The sequence below is a fragment of the Acinetobacter sp. RIT698 genome (genome assembly GCF_009668065.1).
Classification (GTDB): domain Bacteria; phylum Pseudomonadota; class Gammaproteobacteria; order Pseudomonadales; family Moraxellaceae; genus Acinetobacter; species Acinetobacter guillouiae.
Genome location: NZ_WJYH01000065.1, coordinates 1 through 20,612 on the forward strand (window position 1 = coordinate 1; position 20,612 = coordinate 20,612).

Consider the following 20,612-nt stretch of genomic DNA (forward strand, 5'->3'; position numbering starts at 1 on the left):
CCATAGGCTGATTCACAATTTAAATTTAATTTCTTAATTTTAAATTTAAAAATCGTGTTGTTTTGAATTTAAATTCATAACTGAAGCTTTATCCACAGAAATCCTGATCCTTATAAATAAATTCAAATTTAAAATTTATATTTATTATTATTAGGAAGCATTTTTTCTGTGGAAAACCGCTTTTTTAAGATAAATAATAATAACTTACCCTGTGAGTATCCATGTTTCTATTAATTTGATGGATTGTGGATAACTTTCTGTGATAATTTATCCACAGCTTGTGGAAAACCTTATCCACAACTGCTTTGAATTTGAATTTATTTACAGAAGGTTGCTTTTTTGAGCGAATTAGATTGAATTAACCATGACAGATGTGGATAACTTGGTTAGAATGGCGACCCCTTCACCTACAGGGTAGGGGTAAATAGTCTTTTTTGAATTTAAAATTGAATGAAGGGGTTTCACATGCTTTGGACGGACTGCTTAACTCGCTTGCGACAAGAGCTCTCTGATAATGTCTTTGCCATGTGGATTCGTCCTTTGGTTGCAGAAGAAGTCGAAGATACTTTAAAACTGTATGCACCCAATCCATATTGGACTCGCTACATTCAAGAACATCATTTAGAACTGATTTCTATTTTGGCAGAACAATTATCTGAAGGTCGTATTCGCAAAGTCGAAATTTTAGTCGACTCGCGTCCTGGTGCAATTCTTTCTGCTGCTGAACAGCCTGCTACCACAACGGCAGCGCTTGAAAGTTCTCCAATGCCTACACAGCATGTCAAAGCCAAAAAAGACAAAGAATATGAAGTTGTTTCTGCAAAAAATGTGAAGAAACGACAACTTAACCCATTATTTAACTTTGCTTTATTTGTTGAAGGTCGTTCAAACCAAATGGCGGCTGAAACTTGCCGCAAAGTTTTAACACAACTGGGTGAATCTCAACATAATCCACTCTTTTTATACGGCCCTACAGGCTTAGGTAAAACGCATTTAATGCAAGCCGTTGGTAATGCATTATTACAAGCAAAGCCAAATGCGCGTGTGATGTATATGACTGCGGAAAGCTTTGTCCAAGACTTTGTCAGCTCTCTGCAAAAAGGCAAGGTTGAAGAATTTAAAAAGAATTGCCGTTCTTTAGATTTATTGTTGGTTGATGATATTCATTTGTTGGCGGGTAAAGAAGCCAGTCTTGTTGAATTTTTCTATACATTCAATGCTTTATTGGATGAATCTAAACAAATTATTTTAACCTCTGACCGTTATCCAAAAGAATTAACTGAATTGGATCCGCGTTTAGTCTCGCGCTTTTCATGGGGATTATCGGTTGGGGTTGAACCACCAGATATTGAAACACGTATCGAAATTTTGCTGAAAAAAGCCGAAAGCAGTGGCATCGATCTGCCTCGAAATTGCGCTTTATTTATTGCACAACAGGTTGTTGCCAATGTGCGAGAGCTTGAAGGCGCTTTAAACAAAGTTGTGGCAATCTCACGCTTTAAGGGTTCTGCAATTGATCTAGAAGTGGTTCGTGAATCATTGAAAGATGTTTTGGCGATTCGTGCCCGTACCATCAGTACTGAAAATATTCAACGCGTAGTGAGCGAATACTTCCGTATACCATTGAAAGAATTGGTGGGACCAAAACGCACACGTATTTACGCACGACCACGTCAGTTGGCGATGGGTCTTGCGCGTGAGCTTACTGGAGACAGTTTCCCTGAAATTGGGATGGCTTTTGGCGGTCGTGACCACAGTACGGTCATGCATGCCTGTGAAAAAGTGCAAAGTTTACGCGATGAAGATCCAATTTTTAATGAGGATTATAAAAACCTCATGCGCCTGTTACAAAGTTAAAATTTGTACAAATTATGCGCTTGCAATGCGGCATAAACTGCCGCATAGTACGTCATTAAAAAAAATTTATTACCCACATTTTTGTCATATTTAGTTAGAGGAATTCCACCGTGCGTTTGAAAATCGCGAAAGAGAGCTTACTTAATGTTTTGTCCCATGTGGTTGGAGCAGTTGAACGTCGCCATACTTTAAACATTCTTTCAAACGTGAAAATTCAAGCTACAAATCAAGCCCTTACGATTACAGGATCAGATTTGGAAGTGGAGCTTGTGGCAAGTACAACTCTAGCTGAAGGTGCATGTTTACAAGCAGGGGAAACCACAGTTCCTGCACGTAAGTTGGTCGATATTTGTAAATCTTTACCAGCAGCAGCTTTGATTGATTTGCAGATCACTGAAGATCAACGCTGTATTTTAAAATCTGGAAACAGTCGCTTTGTTTTAGGAACCTTACCTGCTGAAGATTATCCATTGTTAACCAATGAAAATAGCCAAGGCACTCAAGTTCAAGTCACTGAGCGTGAATTAAAACGTTTATTTGAAAAAACTTCATTTGCCATGGCTGTGCAAGATGTACGTTTTTACCTGACAGGTACATTATTGGAAATTGATGAAAATCAATTACGCGCAGTCACTACCGATGGGCACCGTTTAGCATTGTGTGAAACATTAGCGTCTTCAACCGCTGCACAATTGGTTCAAGCCATTGTTCCACGTAAAGCAGTCGGTGAGTTACAACGTCTTTTAAGTATTGAAGATGAGCAACTGACCTTGTTAATTGGTCGTGAATTGTTAAATGTTACCATTCAAACCTCTAGCCGCGACAAAGAACAAGGCGATATTACGGTACGTTTCACAACAAAATTAATTGATGGGAAATTCCCTGATTATCGTCGTGTGATTCCACGTGGCGGTGACAAAGTTGTAAATATTCCACATGATGTATTTAAGCAATCCTTACAACGTGTTGCGATTTTAAGTAATGAAAAATTACGTGGTGTATTCTTAAACTTTAATGCTGATTCCTTGCAATTACGTGCCAATAACCCTGAGCAAGATGAAGCGATTGAAGATTTAGCTATTCAATATGCCAATGCGCCGATGGAAATGTCGTTTAATGCGCAATATATTTTAGATGTATTAAGCGTTTTAGATGGTGATGATGTAGCAATGACCATGTCTGAAGCGAATCAGTCGGTATTGGTACAAGATCCAACCCAATCTAATCAAACTTATGTTGTGATGCCGATGCGTGTTTAATTGATTTATTTTTAAATCATAGCCATGCATATTACGCGTTTAAATATACAACGTGTTCGAAACCTCAAGACGGTTGCTCTGCATGAGTTGCAACCGTTTAATGTTTTTTATGGACAAAATGGTTCAGGTAAAACATCGATTTTAGAAGCCATTCATTTATTGGCAACAGGTCGATCTTTTCGAACACATATCCCGAAAAATTACATTCAAAATAATCAATCAGACGCCATTGTTTTTGCCCAATCTTTGACTGAAAAGATTGGTATGCAAAAGCTGCAAAGTGGTGAGCAGTTAATTAAAGTCAATGGTGATACTGTTGCAACCCAAGGGCAGCTTGCCAAAATCTTACCGTTGCAACTGATTGACCCATTAAGTACCGATATTATCGATCATGGGGCAAAACCACGTCGCCAATTGTTGGATTGGCTTATGTTTCACGTGGAACCAGATTTCTATCATGCATGGCAATATTATTCACGCGCTTTAAAGCAAAGAAATAGCTTACTTAAAACCAAACGTAATCTGACTTTGCTTGATTTAGAGCCGTGGAACAAAATGCTCAGTGATTATGGTGAAATGTTACATTCTCAACGGGTCGAGATTGTTGAGCAATGGAAGTTATATTTGCAAGAAGATTTGGCGCAGTTGCTACCCGATTTAAAGATTGAAATGGAATACAGTGCAGGGTTCCATGTGGAACATGGTTTGGCCAATGACCTGATTCAATATCACCAAAAAGATGTTGATCGACGTTATACCGAGTATGGACCGCATCGTGCAGATATCCGATTAAAAACCCCTTTAGGCGAAGCGGATGTGGTACTGTCTAGAGGGCAGAAAAAGTTGTTGATAATGGCTTTAAAACTATCACAAATTGCCATGTTACATGCCTGTAATAAAGAAACTGTGGTATTATTAGATGATGTGACAGCAGAATTAGATTTAAGCGCACAACAACGTTTAATTGAGCGATTGAGCCAACTTGGTAGTCAAGTTTTTATTACCACACTAGACCATGAATCAGTAAAAAAACATTTACATGATTTGTCTATTTCCTACCAGTTATTCAATGTTGACCAAGGTCAGGTAAGTGTTGTTGCAACATGATTTTAGATTTTAGCCAATTTTGGAAAGACCTATTTTTCACTAGGGAGAAACCATGAGTTCAGAAGATCAAATAGCTTCTCAAACAGAACCAACCATTGAAAAGGCTTATGATTCCTCTAGTATCAAAGTATTACGTGGTCTAGATGCAGTTCGTAAACGCCCAGGTATGTATATTGGTGATACTGATGATGGTTCAGGCTTACACCATATGGTATTTGAGGTCGTCGATAACGCGATTGATGAAGCTTTAGCTGGTCATTGTGATGAAATTTTAGTGACTATTCATGAAGATGAGTCAGTCAGCGTTGCAGATAATGGACGTGGTATTCCAACCGATATTCACCCGGAAGAAGGTGTCTCTGCTGCAGAAGTAATTCTTACGATTCTGCACGCAGGTGGTAAGTTTGATGATAATAGCTATAAAGTTTCAGGCGGTTTGCACGGCGTAGGTGTATCTGTAGTTAATGCACTTTCAAGCAAACTTGAACTTACGATTCATCGTGCTGGTCATATTCATCAACAAGAATATAAACATGGTGATCCGGTTTATCCGTTAAAAATTGTGGGTGATGTCGAAACCACAGGGACCATTGTTCGTTTCTGGCCAAGTACTGAAACGTTTAGCCAAACGATTTTTAATGTCGATATTTTGGCACGTCGCTTACGTGAACTTTCATTCTTGAATGCGGGTGTTCGTATTGTCCTACGTGATGAACGTGTTGCCTTAGAACATGTCTTCGATTACGAAGGTGGTTTATCTGAGTTTGTAAAATATATTAACCAAGGTAAAACCCATCTCAATGAAATCTTCCATTTCACCACTCAAGCTGAAAATGGCATAGGTGTTGAAGTTGCTTTGCAATGGAATGATACCTATCAAGAGAATGTTCGTTGCTTTACCAACAATATTCCACAAAAAGATGGTGGAACGCATTTAGCTGGTTTCCGTGCAGCGTTGACACGTGGCTTAAACAGCTACATGGAAAATGAAAACTTACTCAAAAAAGAGAAAGTTGCAGTTACTGGTGATGATGCGCGTGAAGGCTTAACAGCAATTGTTTCAGTTAAAGTACCTGATCCTAAATTCTCATCTCAAACCAAAGAAAAATTGGTGTCGAGTGAAGTTAAACCTGCTGTCGAGCAGGCAATGAACAAAGCCTTTTCTGAGTATTTATTAGAAAATCCTCAGGCTGCAAAATCTATTGCAGGCAAGATCATTGATGCTGCACGTGCGCGTGATGCTGCGCGTAAAGCACGTGAAATGACACGTCGTAAGAGTGCGCTTGATATTGCCGGTCTTCCAGGTAAGTTGGCAGACTGTCAGGAAAAAGATCCAGCACTTTCAGAATTATACTTAGTCGAGGGTGACTCTGCGGGCGGTTCTGCAAAACAAGGCCGTAACCGTAAAATGCAAGCCATTCTTCCGCTCAAAGGTAAAATCCTGAATGTGGAACGTGCACGTTTCGATAAGATGATTTCATCACAGGAAGTGGGTACGCTAATTACTGCATTAGGATGTGGTATTGGCCGTGAAGAATATAACCCAGACAAGTTGCGTTATCATAAAATCATTATCATGACCGATGCTGACGTGGATGGTTCACACATTCGTACCCTGCTTTTGACTTTCTTCTTCCGTCAAATGCCAGAACTTGTGGAACGTGGTTATATTTATATTGCACAACCACCACTGTATAAACTGAAAAAAGGTAAGCAAGAGCAGTACATTAAAGACAATGATGCTTTAGAAACTTATTTGATTTCAAATGCGATTGATGAACTTGAATTACGTGTCAATGCTGAAGCGCCTGCAATTCGTGGCGTAGCATTAGAGAAAGTGATTGCTGATTATCAAACCTCTCAAAAGAGTTTGCAGCGTTTAACTGTGCGTTATCCTGCGACCTTGCTGGATGGTTTATTGAGTCTTGAGCATTTTAAACTTGATCAAAATCATGACCAAGATTATGTACAACAATGGGGTGAAAAACTTCGTACTGCGATTGAAACAACGCAACCGAGTTTACGTCCAGTGTTGAGCTTGGAACCCTTTGATAAAGAAACTGCTGATGGGCTTAAAACGACGATTTATTTCCCGCGTATAACGATTTATGTGCACAATTTACCGCATAGCTATTTATTAGACGCGGGTTTATTGGCATCGGGCGAATATAAACGTTTATTGCAAAACTCGAAGAGCTGGTTCACCTTGTTAGAAGAAGGTGCTTATCTGCAAAAAGGCGAACGTAAAATCAACGTTTCGACTTTCCATCAGGTTTGGCAACACATTTTGACAGATTCACGTCGCGGCATGATGATTCAGCGCTATAAAGGTTTGGGTGAGATGAATGCTGAACAGCTTTGGGAAACCACAATGGATCCTGAAAACCGTAATATGCTGCAAGTGACCATTGATGATGCGATTGAAGCCGATCGTATGTTTGCATGTTTAATGGGCGATGATGTAGAACCACGTCGTGCTTTCATTGAAGAAAATGCATTAAATGCAGATATTGATGCTTAATTAAACTTATTTTAATCAATAAAAGGGAATAAACCTCGGTTTATTCCCTTTTTTATAGCCCTTATTTTAATTTTGATAGTGCTACTGCTTCTATTTAAAACAAAAAAACCAGCTTCTCAAAGCTGGTTTTTTTGTAGACTTTAGCTTATTTCATCTAAAGTATTATTCACCACCTAGCGTACATTCAAAGTTGGCTTTATCTACTGAACAACGTGCTTTTTTCAACACAGACATCATGCCTGCATCATAAATACCTTGTTTAGTCAGTTCTAAACGGCCATCACGCATTAACTTTTGATATTTCAGCTTATCTTCAGCGGTTAAATTCATTTTGTATTTTGCTGGAATAGTCGCTTCTAGGCGATTAATCATAGCAAAGCTTTTTGGCAAGTTTTTCACAAAATAATCACGAGATTTTTGACCAAAACCTGCAGGGAATTTTTCAGGACGGATGACAAAGTCAGCAGTTACTTGTAATACAGGGAAGTTAAACATTGCCCCATTTGCACCTAAACCTTTTTGAATTTCAAGCGGTTTGTAGGCATAAGCAGGCGCACCGACCATATCAACTTGACCATTGTTGAATTTTGCAACAAAGTTGGTGATATCTGAAGGAACTGCTTGTGCACCAACACGTTGTACTAGAATTTTTTGAGCGCTGTCATAGCTTAATACAGCAAACTTTTTACCAGCGGCTTTTTCAATCGAGTTGATATTTTTATCACGTACAAAAATAAATGCTGAACCAAGTGGTGCAATACCAGCAACTTCGTATTTTTTACCACCCAAGGTTGTGGTCATTTTTGCAGCATTACGCGCATCTAAGGCAAAAGTAATGGCTTTTTGTGCAATCGCATTACTTGGCACACCACCAATAGAGTCGATTGAACCCACAAATTTATTGTATTGACGCGCGCGCATTGCAGTCATAAATACGCCATCGCATTTGCCTGCTTTAAAGTCGTTATCTGCTACAGCCTCATCTTGTTTTGGAATGAGATTGATATCAGCGCCCCAACTTTTTGCTGATAATGCCCATTCTTGCGCCATTTGAAATGACTCACCTGACTTACCTAATAAGTCAAATACGCAGACATCTGTCGCAGCTTGAGATGCTGAACTAAATCCAACGATTGAAGTTGCAGCAATAGCGAATGCAATTTTTTTCATATTTTCGTCCTTATCTATTTATCCATCTTTAGGAACTTTTCCATAAGCGCAATATTAATCAGCTTTGTTTGAAAAAAATAGAGCATTTACTCCATTTATTATTTTTTTTTTGACAATTATTGTGAATTAGCGACTTAACTCTCATTTCATCGACAATCTTTTTATAAGTAAATCAGTTTTTTAAGTCCGAATTATGCTTTTTCATTACAAATTGTTCGAAATTCATGATCTATGTAATTTTAAATAATTTTGCTGAAATCAAAAAAAATTAGATGAATGTTCATTATAAAAAGCGACGAACGGTTAAATTTTGCACTTGAATTTTGTTCTATTATTAACCAAAATAATGTTGATAAGTATGTGGGTAACTTTGCAATTAAGCCTAAATTAGATCAATACAGACTGATTTAATCACTATAAAAACTTCAAAATTGTTAAAAAATGCTCTCAAAGAATGAGTCGGAAGAATTGTTTTAAAATTTCAACTTATCCACAAGCAATTGATAAAAAACATTTTTAAATTCAAATGAACTGTCCCTTTTAAAGCCTTTTTTGTTATTATTTAGTTGTACTAATATGTTCCACGATGGAAATTACCTATTATAAATAAAAGTTATGATTGTATTTTGTCGATTTAAAGATGCTTTTAGGCTTGGACGTGGCTGTTGGATGTGGTTTGGATGTTAAATAAAATAAGTTTATGATTTTTATTGGATTATTGTGCTAAAAAGCCTTCTTTTTGATCTAGGGAATCTAGAGTAATGAGAAACAATACCTGAGCGTGTTTGCATAGCATGGCTATGTATTGAATTTCTGATGATTTATGAGAAGAGGTATAGAGCTTTAAATTTTGTTAAGGCGATGAAGTTGCGTTTAGAACTTTAAATAAAATAGTTTTTATAAATTAACTTGTTGATTTTTAATTATATTTTATTAAAAAGCTAGAAAAGGCATTTGTCTATTTCTAGCTAATTTGAGGGGCTTACTGTCTTTAAAAGCACTTTTTAATCGAAAGAGCTTTCTAATGTTTCTAGTTCCATCATCAGTTCAAGCATTTTTTCTTCAGCTTGTTCTAATTTTACTTTTAACTCTGTCTGTTCATTCATGAGTTTGAGTAAATCATCTTTACGGTTTGCCTCATAAAGGGCTGAGTCTGCAAGTAATGCTTCAATGTCTACGAGTCTAGGTTGAATTTTTCCAATTTGACTTTCAATTTTCTCGATATTTTTACGAATAGGACGGCTCAGTTCACGTTGACGAGCTGCTTCTTTACGTTGTGCTTCTTTATCGAGTTTTGAAATACTTGGCTTTTCAACCACCTGAGATTGAACAGGTGCACTAGGCTGTTGTCCATTCTTGATCATATCGATACGTGCTTGACGTAACCACGTTGCATAATCTTGTAAATCCCCGTCAAATTCCTTGCTTTGACCTGCATGAACCAAAATAAGTTCATCACAGACTGAAGCGATCAGCTGACGTTCATGGGAAACTAAAACCACAGCACCTTCAAAATCCTGTAAAGCCATCGTAAGTGCATGGCGCATATCTAAATCTAAATGGTTAGTCGGTTCGTCGAGAATTAAAACATTTGGACGTAGCCAGACGATTAAAGCCAAAGCCAAACGCGCACGCTCACCGCCAGAGAAGCTTTCACTTGGGGTGTCCATACGTTCGCCACTGAAGCCAAAACTTCCTAAAAAGGAGCGTAATGCTGCTTCACTGATCTTTGGGTCAGCAATGCGAGAAAGTTGTAACATCGGGCTGGCATTGCCATCTAAAGCATCCATTTGGTGCTGGGCAAAATAACCAATGTTGAGTAACTCAGAATCTTTACGTAAACCTTGAATCAGCGGTAAATCACCGACTAAAGATTTAATTAGGGTAGATTTACCTGCACCATTCATTCCCAGTAAACCGATACGACTGCTTGGTGTAATCTGTAAATTTACATTTGTGACAATTAATTTATCGCCATAGCCAATATCTGCATGTTCGAGTGTGAGCAGCGGTGAACTCATTTTGCTTGGTTCACGGAAACTAAAGGTAAATGGATTATCTACATGCGCAGGGGCAAGCTCTTGCATACGTTCAAGTTGTTTAATACGGCTTTGCGCTTGTCGTGCTTTAGTCGCTTTGGCTTTAAAACGGTCAATAAATTTTTGTAAGTGTGCTTTAGCTTCTTGTTGCTTTTCAAACGCTTGTTGTTGTTGTGCTAATCGCTCAGCACGTGTGGTTTCAAAAGTAGAGTAGTTGCCGGTATATAAAGTCAGTACTTGATTTTCGATATGTAAAATATGATCTGTGATTGCATCTAAGAAATCGCGGTCATGTGAAATTAAAATGAGCGTGCCTTCATATGCCTTGAGCCAATCTTCTAACCATAAAATTGCATCTAAATCTAAATGGTTGGTCGGTTCATCGAGTAATAGTAAGTCTGAGCGACTCATCAGGGTGCGAGCAAGATTTAAACGCATCCGCCACCCACCAGAGAAACTTGAAACCAAGAGTTCTGATTGATGCTCAAAAAAACCTAAACCGGCCATCAGTTGAGATGCTTTAGATGCAGCTGTATAGCCATGAATTTCTTCAAAACGGCTATATAAATGCGCTAACTCATCATTACTCAAATCTTCAGAATGGTTTAGTTTGTCTTGGATGAGCCAATATTCTTCATCGCCAGATAACACAAAATCAATAGCTTTCATATCTAAGGCTTTGATTTCCTGAGCCATATGGGCTACGGTCCATATATTTGGACGAGTTAAGCTACCGCTGTCTGACTCCATTCCACCCAAAAGTGCTGAGAACAATGTGGATTTACCCGCACCATTTACACCTGTTAAACCAATTTTCCAACCAGGATGAAGTTGCATAGACGCTTTTTGGAATAAAATGCGTCCACCACGGCGAATTGAAAGTTGGTCTAACTGAATCATAGGAAACTGACTATTGAATATCGGATGCGGTATAGTAAAGGATAAATGGTAGAGTTCAAAAAATGTATTTGATAAAAGAAGTGACAAAATGTCTTTTCTTGAGTGAAATGCACAATAAATTGGGTAAATAGGATCAATTCAAAAAAAACAAACAATGCTTTATTGTGAATGCTTCAATAAAAAAAATGCGTATATCTCCCAAACCAACAGCAATCATTAGAATATTTTAATTTTACAACCACTCAATAAAAAACCGCTCAATGAAATTAGCTCAGCCGCTTACTTTTATCAGAATTTTGCCCTAAATTTTTTATCTCATCTAAAATTTGGTTAAAAAACTAACAAAAAATATCCAATTTATGTAGAATTAATCACAGTATCACCTAGAAATGTGTAGTTAAAGTAAAAGACTCGGATTGCTTTTACATCTACAAGGATAAATCTATTTATAAAAATATGGACGTTAGATGATGAATAAAATAGGATATTTCCCGATTGTTTTTTCAGTTTTTTTTTCACCGCTACTACAGGCAAAACAAAATGTGTGTGTGTTTGATTTACTGGGTAAAGCGGGTGAATCTTATAAGCTCATGGAAGAATGGGCTTTAGCAGCCAAAGCATGGGGCGCTGATATTAATTTAACCGTGTATCAGTCAGAAGAAGCCGTGGATAAAAATTTTAAAACCAATAAATGTGATGCCGCTGCAATGACCACGATGCGCTCACGTGAATACAATAAATTTGGTGGATCTATTGATGCTTTGGGAGGAATTCCCAACAATGAAATTGCCAGAAGAGCGATCAATTATGCCTTGGATAAACGCAATGCAAAAAGATTGGTTTCTGAAAAAAATGGGGTCAAATATGAATTGGCAATGATTACCCCGATTGGTATTGCTTATATCTTTGTTAAAGATCGCGCAATGAATACTTTGGAAAAGGGCAAAGGTAAAAAGTTTGCCTATCTGCATTATGATCTTGCACAAAAGGTTGCCGTTGAACGTGTAGGTGCAATCGGAGTTCCTTCTGATATTTTTAATTTTGTGAAAAAATTTAATGATGGTGAGGTGGATGCGATTGCTTCGCCAGCCTATGCCTATAAACCATTGGAAATTTATAAAGGTTTAGGTAGCAATGGTGCAATGTTTACTTATCCCGTAGTGAATGTGACTGCCGATTTAATTATTAAACCTGAGCAGTTTCCAGAAGGTTTTGGTATTAAGTCACGTGAGTGGGCTGTGAAGCAGTTACCAAGTTCATTTAAGAAAATAGAAAAAATGGAAGCTGAAATTCCAGCAAAATATAAATTAAATGTGTCCAAGGATGATGCACTCCGTTATCAGAAATTATGGCGAGAAGGACGGATTGAGTTAACAAAAAGAGGGGTGTACGATCCTGTGATGATGTCGGTACTGAAAAAAGCACGCTGTACGGTAGATCGCACCAACTTTGAATGTTCACTTGCAGGTGAATAAATTTATTCAATAGAAAAGCCATCAATGTTGATGGCTTTTCTGGTTTTATTGGCTTAGACGGGATTAATCGGTAAAGGTCACTTTTGCAATGGCTTTTTTACTTGCCTGAATGACTAGAGTGACATTTTCTTTCACAGTGAAGTTTGCATCCACAACTTCCCAATCTACTTTTACGGCTCCACGTGAAACAGCATCTTTAGATTGTGCTGAATTCTTGGTTAAGCCTGCGGCACGTAAAATAGACACAATCGAGATTTCTCCATTGTATTCACCACGAGAAATAGTCACTTCAGGCGTACCTTCAGGTAGCTCACCTTCTGTGATTAAGTTACCCGCACCTTTATGTGCATGTTCAGCAGCTTCTGCGCCATGGAAGCGTTCAACCAACTCAAGTGCAAGAATTTTCTTAATGTCTTGCGGATTACGACCTTCAGCCATTTCTTTGAGAAGAACGTCAATTTCGTCCATAGACTTAAAGCTGAGTAATTCAAAATAGCGTTCAATCAAGCTGTCAGGCATAGACAATACTTTTTGGTACATTGCGCCAGGGGCATCAAATACACCAATATAGTTGCCTAAAGACTTCGACATTTTATTGACGCCATCCAATCCTTCTAGGATCGGTACGGTAATACATACTTGAGCTTCTTGATCATAACGACCTTGAAGAGTACGTCCCATAAGTAAGTTAAAGGTCTGGTCTGTACCACCAAGCTCAACATCGGCTTCAAGCGCGATAGAGTCGTAACCTTGAACTAAAGGATATAAAAACTCATGAATAGCAATCGGTTGATGGCTATTATAGCGTTTAGTAAAGTCATCACGTTCTAGCATACGCGCAACAGTTTGCTGCGAAGCCAATTGAATCAAATCCGCAGCGGTTTTTGTTGCAAACCACTCAGAGTTAAAACGAACTTTGGTTTTATTTGGATCAAGAATTTTAAACACTTGTTCTTGATATGTTTTGGCATTTTCTAAAACTTGTTCACGCGATAGCGGTGGACGAGTCGCACTCTTACCTGTTGGGTCACCAATCATGGCGGTATAATCACCAATCAAGAATGTGACATCATGACCAAGATCTTGAAACGCTTTTAATTTGTTAATTAAAACAGTATGACCCAAATGTAAATCTGGGGCAGTTGGATCAAATCCTGCTTTAATTTTTAAAGGACGATTTTCTTTTAGTTTCTTCAGAAGATCTTCTTCAGAAATAATTTCGTGAGTGCCTCGGCGAATGAGGGCAAGTTGTTCTTCAGCCGGCAGGAAATTTGACATTACAAAAACCCAAATACTTCAGTTAGACTATTTGTGCGATATACTAACATTTTTTCAGCATAATGCAGGCGAAGAATATCTCATGACAACAATCTATATTGGCGTAATGACTGGAACCAGCATGGATGGCGTCGATTTTGTTGCTGCTTCATTTGATCCTTTACATATCCATGCCACGCTTACAGTCGCTTTTGATCCTCATTTACGCGATGAATTGATGGCATTGACCTTACCTGATGATAATGAAATCGATCGAATGGGTAAGGCGGATGTCGCTCTTGCAACCATGATTGGCAATGGCATTAACCAACTCATACAAGAAAATAATTTAGATAAAAGCCAAATTAAAGCGATTGGTTGTCATGGACAAACTATTCGGCATCGCCCAGAACACGGGTTTACTTTACAAATTGGTGATCCAAATATTATTACGGAAATTACTCAAATTCCTGTGATTTCAGATTTTCGTCGTCGTGATATGGCGGCAGGTGGGCAGGGTGCTCCTCTAGTTCCAGCGTTTCATCAAGCTTTATTCCAACATTCAACCATTCATCGAGTGATTCTCAATTTAGGGGGGATTGCCAATGTCAGCATGCTGCCTGCTGGTGATGAGCAGAATGTTTATGGTTTTGATACAGGTCCTGCCAATATTCTTATGGATGCGTGGTGTCATCGTTATACTGGGCAACCTTATGACGAAAATGGCAATTGGGCAGCTTATGGTCAACCGATACGTTCATTGTTAGATCGCCTTCAAGCAAATGAATACTTCTCTAAAGAACCTCCAAAAAGTACAGGGCGTGAAGACTTTAACTTGGAATGGTTAGATGAGCAGATTTTAGATTGGCGCAATGATTTAGAATATGATGAATTAGAAGATACCCCTGAAAATATTCAGGCAACGTTGATGAAACTCACGACACGTGCCATCAAGAAAGCCATTTATCGTTCGCCTCTAGATACGGGTGAGGTCTATGTTTGCGGTGGAGGTGCTTATAACTCACATCTACTTGAACAACTCCGTTGGCGTCTACGTAAGCACAATTGGTCTGTACAATCGACTTCTGCACTAGGCTTAGCACCGACATGGGTAGAGGCAACCGCATTTGCGTGGCTCGCCATGCGCTTTGACCAACAGTTAAGTGGCAACCTACCTGCTGTTACGGGGGCAAAAGGCTATCGTATCTTAGGCACGATTACAGCAGTTTAAAAATAAAATGATTGCTAAGGTGAGTGATACACCTTAGTAATCAATATTTACACAAGAACAAGTGCGGTATAGCAGTGTGAGATATTTTGTAGAACAATGATCGACCTGTTTAGCGCTGAGATTGTCCTTTACTGCTGTTAAAAAATAGCGCATAAGCTTCCACTATCAATAAAAATTAAAACTGAGATCACAATGAACTTAGCGATACAGAAACAGCGCATAGAATCATTTCAAAGAGAGGGTTTTAGCTTTGATGTGATAGATTCGGGTCCTTTGGATGGGCAGCCTTTTGTCTTGTTACATGGTTTTCCTGAAACCAATAAAAGCTGGCAAGAAACTGCAGAGATCCTGAATCAAAACGGTTATCGTACTTTTGCTGTCAATCAACGTGGTTATAGTTTAGGTGCACAACCGCAAAACCGCCGTGATTATAGAAGTTCTGCTTTGGTTGAAGATGTAAATACTTTAATCGATATGATCCAACAACAGGTTTATTTAGTTGGACATGATTGGGGGGCAGTGGTTGCTTGGGATGTTGCTCAACGCTATCCTGAAAAAATAAAACATTTGATTACGATTTCTGTACCGCATAAAGCAGCATTTATGCGTTCGATGTTCAGCAGTAATCAATTGTTAAAATCTTACTATATTGGTTTATTCCAGTTACCTAAAATTCCAGAATTATTATTTGAGAAATTACCGAAGTTGGGTCTAGGTTTATTAAAAGATTCAGGAATGACCGCAAAACAACTCGAAGATTTCCAACAAGACATCGTGGTGGAAAAGCGTCTAAGTTCTGCATTAAATTGGTATCGGGGACTTCCATTTAGTTCAAATAAAAATTTAACCCAACCAGTTTGTGTGCCGACTTTATTTATTTGGGGCAAACATGACTCGGCGATCGGTTCTAAAAGCGTTGCCTTAAATCATCATTATGTAAAAGCAGCTTATAAAGAAATTGTGATGGATGCGACGCATTGGATTCCAGTGCAGAATGCAAAACAATTGAGCCAACATATTTTAGAAACGATTTAAGCTTGATGTCTCAACCATAAAAATGCCCTCATAAGAAGAGGGCATGATTTGATTCAAAATATGCTTTGAATTAAATGGAGAATGATGAACCACAACCACAAGTTGTTGTTGCATTCGGGTTTTCTACAATAAAACGTGAACCTTCTAAGCCTTCAATATAGTCAACTTTAGAACCGACGAGATATTGATAACTCAACGAGTCAACCAACATTTTTACATCACCATTTATGAATTCGGCATCATCTTCATTCATACTTTCGGCAAAGTTAAAACCATAAGAAAATCCTGAACAGCCGCCACCCGTTACATAGACACGTAACATCAGATCTTGATTACCTTCGCTATCACGAAGTTGGCGAACTTTATTTGCAGCATTGTCAGTCAGCTCAAGTGCTTGGGCGGTCATGATATTGTTCCTCAGATTTCAAATGGCTTAAATGAAAAGACCATATATTCAGTATAACATACTCAATATATGGTCAGTGAGTGAACTTTAAAGTAAATTCAGACTAAATTTATCGGATTTAATCTAGAATTATTTGTAGTTCTCATCTTGTAGCGCACATTCAAAGTTTTTCGGATCGTTTTTACAACGGAATTGCCAAAGGATTTTCATCATTTGTTTGTTATAAACGCCTTGTTTGGTCAAGCTGATACGAGATTCACGCATGAGTTTTTGATAACCAGGTTTATCACCATCTGGAACTTGCATCCAGTATTTCGCTGGAATATCTGCTTTCATTTTTCCAATGATGGTGTTTGCACGAGGCAATTGCGTTTTAATCCAATCACGAGATTTTTGACCATAGCCAGCAGGGAATTTATCTGGACGAATGATGATATTACCTGTGACTTGTAGCAGTGGGTAATTCACAATAGCGCCTTTAGTCCCTAAACCCTTATGCAGCTCTAAAGGTTTAAATACCGCTGCAGGTGCACCAATAATATCAACCTGACCATTATTGAATTTACTGCCAAAATTTGTAACATCCGCGGCAACTGCTTGAGCACCAATTTGTTGAACCATAATTTTTTGTGCTTGATCATAGTCGAGTACCGCAATTTTTTTACCCGCTGCTTTTGCAACGGTATTGATATTGCGGTCATTGACCATCAGGAAAGCATCACCTACTGGAATAACACCAACAACTTCATATTTTCCGCTGGTCATGTATTTTGCAAAGTTTGGATTTGCTAAGCCTTGCATGACTTTTACCGCGAGATTGAGATCTGGAATCGCACCAATTGCATCTAAAGAACCGGTGAAACTATTAAATTGGCGGCCACGCATACCTGTGATACTGACAGCATCACATTTACCCGCTTTAAAATCTTCTGCAATAACAGATTCATTTGAATTCACTTTTAATTCCAGATCCGCACCCCAGTTTTTCGCTGCAAGTTGATAATCTTTCATTAAGGTAAACACATCACCATTTTTGCCTACTAAATCAAATACACACATGACTTGTTTTGCTTGAGTGGCAGATGTTGCAAGCAAAAGACCCGCAGCAGCAATGAGAGCATTAGACCATTTCATTATTTTTTTCCTTTCCATGATCAATATTATTCATGTTCAATTGAATCGAAGAGCTTCGACCAATAGAACTTTGTGACATCAAAAATGTATCTAGTTTAGAAAATCGTTTATTGCTAAACCCAACATGATCTATTCTGAACAATCGATTTTCCAAATCAATTGTTCGAGTTCAATGATGAATTGATGTTATTGAAATCATTACTTGAAATGAGTCGGTTCGCAATGACCCAAATGACAAAATTTTCTCAGCAAAGAAGAAATATCAGAAGCTATTAATTACTGAGGAAAATCATTACTTTTGCTTTTATAAATGAATAAATTGTTTGCTAAAAAGACAAAAGAATCTGGGTTCGCCCCAAATTCTTGAAGATTAATCTTTGTTGTGATCTCTGTTTTTACGCTCATCACGTCTTTTATCACGTTGCTGTTGTTGATTTTGACGATCACGCTGTTGCCACTGTTTTTGATCAGGTCGGTTGTCCCAGCGGTGGTCACGATTTGATTTATTGTTCCAATCTTTTCTATGTTGTTCCGATTGCTGTTTTTTCATTTGATCACGTTTGGCTTGTTCATATTGCCAGCGTTGTTTATCCCAGTTCTTTTGGCGCCGTTCTTGTTCAATGCGCATTTGTTGTAAACGATAAGCTCGCTCGCGTTCCCAACGTTGGCGATCATTGTTTCGGTCATATCTTGGATCATAGCGTTGTCCATAGCCATAATCTCGATATACGGGTTGCCCATAGCCGCGAGAGTCATAACCATCTTCAGGAAATGCAACACAACCAACAGCAATAATAGATGTTATGAATGAAACAATTAATGCTTTTATAGCCATAAGTTGCCTCCATTTAACAAGCAAAATAGCAAAAAAAAATTCAGATATAGCAAAATAGTCAATGACAAGTCATTTAACTCAGATTAGCGTATTTAAAAATTATATTTGTATATCGATGATGAGACTTGTATAAGATTATAGTCAGTCGATGCCTGATCATGTAGACAATATGAAGAATTTGAACATTTAAGGAAGAATCGTAATGGTTGCTTTTCAACGTAGTATTCATGATTTAGTCGAAAAAGGGCAGGGTTCGGCAGGTAGGGCTTTAGATCGTTTGCCTACATTCGCTCAAGAGTCATTAACCAAGTTATTGGGTTACCCGTACCAATTTCCTCAATTGGATAGTTTCACCAAATGTTTGATGGCAGCTCAACTTAAACAGGGCAAAGTAGGTTTTATTGGCGCAGATGTAGAGCGCTCTAGAAAGCAATTTGAATCACAAATGCAATCTATTATAAACAAACCGACCCATATCCAATTTGTTGAAGATATTCGTCTTCCGCTACAAAGTGGCAGCGTCTACGCACGCCATTACCATCCTGCACCAAATAAAAAATTGCCAATGATTGTATTTTATCATGGTGGTGGTTTTGTGGTGGGTAGTGTAGACACCCATGATGAAGTGTGTCGCTTAATTGCTGCTCATGCAAAAGTTCAGGTTTTAAGTATTGAATATCCACTCGCACCTGAAGTTGGCCCACGTGACCTAATTCAGTCTTGTGAAGATGCTTTGGCTTGGGTGTATCAAAATCGCCGTCAATTTAAAATTCTCAAAAACCGGATTGCGGTTGCAGGAGATAGTGCGGGTGGAAATATTAGCGCTGTTGTTGCACAACGCACAGTCAATACAGTGTTTGCGCCTCAAGCCCAGTTCTTGATTTATCCTGCCGTTGATTTTAAGAGTCGACATCCATCTTTCTTTGCTTATAAAGATGGCTTGGTGTTGACAGGCTCAGATATTGATTATGTGACCGACTATTATGCGACACGTTTTAATATGGCATTGGATGATCCAATCATTTCACCGACCAATGGCCAGCTAAAGAAACTTGCCCCTGCATTTGTAGTAACGGCTGGACATGATCTTTTGCACGATGAAGGTAAAATTTATGCTTATAAGTTACGTCAAAATGGCGTAAAGGTTCATTATCAGGATTATGAAGATCAAACCCACGGATTTATTAACTTAACCCCTGTTTCACGTAAAGCTAAAAAATACGTTATAGAGATGAGTAAAGAGTTCCGTAAATTCTGGGATAAGCAATAACACAATATCATCTTGTACAAGTCACTTTTGTTTCACGTGGAACAAAAGTGATTGATTAAAAAATAATCAAATAAGAATAATTGTTCTATAAAGGCTAAGCACACGGATTTATCCATACAGTTCTTTTGTTGATAAAGCATCATCAACATATTCAACAACCAGTAAGGCTTATGACAGCTATATAGATATAGTCGTGAATACTGTTGAGTATTGGTAAACGTGTTTAAATGTCATTTTTCAACAGAATAAAAGCAGACTACTATGAGAGGCTTATTAATTTAAAATGTTTAAGGAAAAGAGAATGATCAAAAAAATAGGCATCGGTCTTGCTTTAGTGGTTTTGGTGAATCAAGCGTTCGCCAATACAGATATGCAAATTAAAACCAATTTAGGCAACATCAATATAGAGCTTTATGATGATCAAGCACCGATATCAGTAAAAAATTTTAAGAGCTATGTAAATAGTCAATTTTACAACGGCACCATTTTCCATCGTGTTATCCCTGGTTTTATGATTCAAGGCGGTGGCTTTGATAGCAACATGAAAGAGAAGGCTACTCAACCAGCGATCCAGAATGAATCTAGCAATGGCTTAAAGAACGTTCGTGGGACTTTGGCTATGGCACGGACTAATGCGCCAAACTCTGCAACCAGTCAATTCTTTATTAATGTTGCAAATAACGACTTTTTAAATAAGTCTGCTGGAAACCCTGGGTACGCCGTATTTGGTAAGGTGACACAAGGACTGGATATCGTCGATAAAATCGTACAGACACCAACACAAACAGTGGGTATGCACCAAGATGTACCTAAACAAGCTGTAAAAATCATCAGTATTCAAACAATAAAAACAAATGTGAAAAAATAGTTAAAAAATAAAGCAGAAATATTTTGTTCATATTTCTGCTTTAATATTAAAAGCTTACGCGACAAAAAGCCTAAAAATGAACCAAAACAGTGCATAAAAATACAACACTCAATAAAACAATCAGTTAAAAGCACTTGCGTGTGTAAGAAATTGCCCTATAATGAGCTCATCCCGACGCGATACAGCAAACGAACTTAGCTTAGAGGGTTAAGTTGTTAAATGTTTATTGCGTCTTATTTATCACTGAC

15 protein-coding genes are annotated in these 20,612 nt (G+C 38.1%); 9 read left to right on the forward strand and 6 right to left on the reverse strand.

What is annotated here, in order from left to right:
- Positions 1-465 precede the first annotated feature (465 nt).
- From dnaA to gyrB, 4 genes are all read left to right on the forward strand, one after another.
- Positions 466-1,857, forward strand: coding sequence for a chromosomal replication initiator protein DnaA (dnaA, locus tag GJV03_RS19360; protein ID WP_004818188.1), 1,392 nt, complete (start codon positions 466-468; stop codon positions 1,855-1,857).
- Positions 1,858-1,967: 110 nt separating this feature from the next.
- Positions 1,968-3,116 carry a DNA polymerase III subunit beta gene (dnaN, locus tag GJV03_RS19365; RefSeq protein WP_004718933.1) on the forward strand — a complete coding sequence of 383 codons (1,149 nt, stop codon included), beginning with the start codon at positions 1,968-1,970 and terminating at the stop codon, positions 3,114-3,116.
- 24 nt (positions 3,117-3,140) lie between these two features.
- A complete protein-coding gene (recF, locus tag GJV03_RS19370) occupies positions 3,141-4,223 on the forward strand; it encodes a DNA replication/repair protein RecF (RefSeq protein WP_004718931.1) in 1,083 nt (360 codons plus the stop codon).
- A gap of 52 nt (positions 4,224-4,275) precedes the next feature.
- A complete protein-coding gene (gene gyrB, locus GJV03_RS19375) occupies positions 4,276-6,744 on the forward strand; it encodes a DNA topoisomerase (ATP-hydrolyzing) subunit B (protein WP_004818189.1) in 2,469 nt (822 codons plus the stop codon).
- Positions 6,745-6,906: 162 nt separating this feature from the next.
- Here the strand turns inward: gyrB and GJV03_RS19380 are convergent, their stop codons facing one another.
- Together GJV03_RS19380 and GJV03_RS19385 are read right to left on the reverse strand one after the other, a co-directional pair.
- Entirely contained in the window at positions 6,907-7,914 is a 1,008-nt protein-coding gene (locus tag GJV03_RS19380; protein ID WP_004718925.1) for a putative solute-binding protein, read from the reverse strand.
- Between the two features lie 1,004 nt (positions 7,915-8,918).
- On the reverse strand, positions 8,919-10,853 hold the full coding sequence (locus GJV03_RS19385; protein ID WP_056515538.1) for an ATP-binding cassette domain-containing protein: 1,935 nt from the start codon (positions 10,851-10,853) through the stop codon (positions 8,919-8,921).
- A 470-nt stretch (positions 10,854-11,323) separates the two neighbouring features.
- Between GJV03_RS19385 and GJV03_RS19390 the strand changes: the two genes are divergently transcribed.
- Positions 11,324-12,328: a putative solute-binding protein gene (locus tag GJV03_RS19390; RefSeq protein ID WP_171501882.1), complete on the forward strand. Its 1,005-nt coding sequence runs from the start codon at positions 11,324-11,326 to the stop codon at positions 12,326-12,328.
- Between the two features lie 63 nt (positions 12,329-12,391).
- Here the strand turns inward: GJV03_RS19390 and tyrS are convergent, their stop codons facing one another.
- The gene (gene tyrS / locus GJV03_RS19395; protein ID WP_004718921.1) at positions 12,392-13,606 is read right to left on the reverse strand and encodes a tyrosine--tRNA ligase; all 1,215 of its coding nucleotides are present in this window, start codon (positions 13,604-13,606) and stop codon (positions 12,392-12,394) included.
- Positions 13,607-13,688: 82 nt separating this feature from the next.
- Between tyrS and GJV03_RS19400 the strand changes: the two genes are divergently transcribed.
- Positions 13,689-14,816 carry an anhydro-N-acetylmuramic acid kinase gene (locus GJV03_RS19400; RefSeq protein WP_035370790.1) on the forward strand — a complete coding sequence of 376 codons (1,128 nt, stop codon included), beginning with the start codon at positions 13,689-13,691 and terminating at the stop codon, positions 14,814-14,816.
- A gap of 192 nt (positions 14,817-15,008) precedes the next feature.
- Positions 15,009-15,851: an alpha/beta hydrolase gene (locus GJV03_RS19405; RefSeq protein WP_154130891.1), complete on the forward strand. Its 843-nt coding sequence runs from the start codon at positions 15,009-15,011 to the stop codon at positions 15,849-15,851.
- A 70-nt stretch (positions 15,852-15,921) separates the two neighbouring features.
- Here GJV03_RS19405 and erpA read toward each other — a convergent pair whose 3' ends face one another.
- The 3 genes from erpA to GJV03_RS19420 all read right to left on the reverse strand — a co-directional run bounded on the left by erpA (position 15,922) and on the right by GJV03_RS19420 (position 18,226).
- Positions 15,922-16,257: an iron-sulfur cluster insertion protein ErpA gene (erpA, locus tag GJV03_RS19410; RefSeq protein ID WP_004718915.1), complete on the reverse strand. Its 336-nt coding sequence runs from the start codon at positions 16,255-16,257 to the stop codon at positions 15,922-15,924.
- A 129-nt stretch (positions 16,258-16,386) separates the two neighbouring features.
- The gene (locus GJV03_RS19415; RefSeq protein ID WP_004818193.1) at positions 16,387-17,391 is read right to left on the reverse strand and encodes a putative solute-binding protein; all 1,005 of its coding nucleotides are present in this window, start codon (positions 17,389-17,391) and stop codon (positions 16,387-16,389) included.
- A gap of 370 nt (positions 17,392-17,761) precedes the next feature.
- Complete coding sequence (locus GJV03_RS19420) at positions 17,762-18,226, reverse strand: hypothetical protein (RefSeq protein ID WP_154130892.1); 465 nt, start codon at positions 18,224-18,226, stop codon at positions 17,762-17,764.
- A 202-nt stretch (positions 18,227-18,428) separates the two neighbouring features.
- On the opposite strand from GJV03_RS19420, the gene GJV03_RS19425 reads away from it, so the two are divergent.
- Positions 18,429-19,496 (forward strand): alpha/beta hydrolase, encoded by a 1,068-nt coding sequence (locus GJV03_RS19425; protein ID WP_004718910.1) that lies wholly within the window; start codon positions 18,429-18,431, stop codon positions 19,494-19,496.
- A gap of 301 nt (positions 19,497-19,797) precedes the next feature.
- Positions 19,798-20,364, forward strand: a complete 567-nt coding sequence (locus GJV03_RS19430; protein ID WP_004718908.1) for a peptidylprolyl isomerase — start codon at positions 19,798-19,800, stop codon at positions 20,362-20,364.
- The last annotated feature ends 248 nt before the right edge of the window (positions 20,365-20,612 follow it).